Genomic DNA, 1,470 nt, shown 5'->3' on the forward strand with positions numbered 1-1,470 from the left:
CGGGGGGTGGTGCAGGCCGGCTGGGCCGGGATCGCCGGGGAGGGCGACGACGTGCTGACCGTCGGCGAGCTCCCGCACGCCCGGCTGTTCCCGCGCATGGCGGCGGTCGTGCACCATGCGGGCGCGGGCACGGCGGCCGCGGCCCTGCGCGCGGGCGTGCCGAGCGTCCCCGTCCCGGTGACGGCGGACCAGCCGTTCTGGGCCGGTCGGCTCGCCCGGCTCGGTGCCGCCACCACGCCGGTGCGGTTCACCGACCTGACCGCCGACCGGCTGGCGGAGGCCGTCCGGCAGGCCGTCGAGGAGCAGTGGCTGAGGGAAGGGGCGGAGGAGGCGGCCCGCGCGATGGCGGAGGAGGACGGCGCGGCCCGGGTCGCGGAGGCGGTGGCGGCATTGGGCCGGTAGGGGAGGAGCGGACGGGCCGTCGCCGGGGCTCGGCGGTCCCCGGCACCCGGACTGGTGCCCCCGGACCGGCGCCCGGACCCGCGGCCACTGCGGTGAGACGGGGTTCGACAGCTGAGCGGCGCGGACGGCCAGGACGCGCTTGTGTCGCGGCCGGTCATGGCGGTCCAGTCATTGCGGTCCGGTCAGCGATGGGGAGGGCGAGGCGAGCGGAGAGCCGAGGAGGTGAGTGCGGACGACCGTGCCGGAGCCTTTCGGGAGGTCAGGGTGCCCGGGCGATCAGGACGGGCTGGAAGAAGCCGGTGTCGACGGGCTGCTCCCAGCGGATGCCGGACAGGCCCGCCTCGGCGGCGAAGGCGCTCAGCTGGTCCTGGGTGAGCGCCCAGTAGGTCGAGCGGCGAACCGAGACCTGCCACTCGCCGGCGTCGTCCGGAAGGAGGCGGAAGAGCTCCAGGTCGTACCGCTCGCCGTCCTCCCGCCACTGCCAGAGCTGGAAGAGGACCGACCGTCGGCCCTCGTGGTCGGCGGTCTGCGGCGACGTGGAGGCGGGCCGGGTGCGGCGCAGCTCGTCGTACGGGCGGGTGGTGACCAGCACCAGTCCGCCGGGACGCAGGACCCGTCGCATCTCACCGAGCGCGCCGCGGACGTCCTCGGCCGTGAGCAGGTGGGGCAGCGCGTTGTCGGCGCAGACGACGACGTCGAACCGCCCGTCCGGGAAGGGGAGCTTCCGCATGTCGGCGGCGGCGGTGGGCAGCCGGAGGCCGCGCTCGGCGGCCTCGGCGGTGGCGCGGGCGGCGGAGACCGGGCTGAGGTCGCTGCCGGTGACGCGGTGGCCGAGCGCGGCCAGGCCGATCGCCTGGGTTCCGATGCCGCAGGCGCAGTCCAGCACCTCGGCCGGGCGGTCACCGAGGTGCCGGCGGATCAGGGCGTCCAGCGCGGCGCCCTGGCGGGCGACGGAGGCGTTCCAGTCCGCGTAGAGGAGGTGGTAGTCGTCGGCGAACGCGTCGTAGAAGCGGCCGAGGGTGGAGTCGGTCATGGCGTCAGGGTCTCCATGGGAGGCGGGAGGCGGGA

At 76.3% G+C, this 1,470-nt stretch carries 2 protein-coding genes; one reads left to right on the forward strand and one right to left on the reverse strand.

The annotated features are described in order from the left end of the window. The coding region (locus tag ACIQOV_RS41180; protein ID WP_401056237.1) for a glycosyltransferase at window positions 1-402 on the forward strand (402 nt) is incomplete at its 5' end. 259 nt (window positions 403-661) lie between these two features. Here ACIQOV_RS41180 and ACIQOV_RS41185 read toward each other — a convergent pair. Next, the gene (locus tag ACIQOV_RS41185) at window positions 662-1,435 is read right to left on the reverse strand and encodes a methyltransferase domain-containing protein (RefSeq protein WP_401056239.1); all 774 of its coding nucleotides are present in this window, start codon (window positions 1,433-1,435) and stop codon (window positions 662-664) included. Window positions 1,436-1,470 lie beyond the last annotated feature (35 nt).

It is taken from the genome of Kitasatospora sp. NPDC091257, assembly GCF_044757675.1.
Classification (GTDB): Bacteria; Actinomycetota; Actinomycetes; order Streptomycetales; family Streptomycetaceae; genus Kitasatospora; species Kitasatospora lactacystinica.

Excerpts from the sequence above, each read along its gene's own strand:
- ACIQOV_RS41185 (WP_401056239.1), bottom strand. The coding sequence starts at position 1,435 with ATGACCGACTCCACCCTCGGCCGCTTCTACGACGCGTTCGCCGACGAC.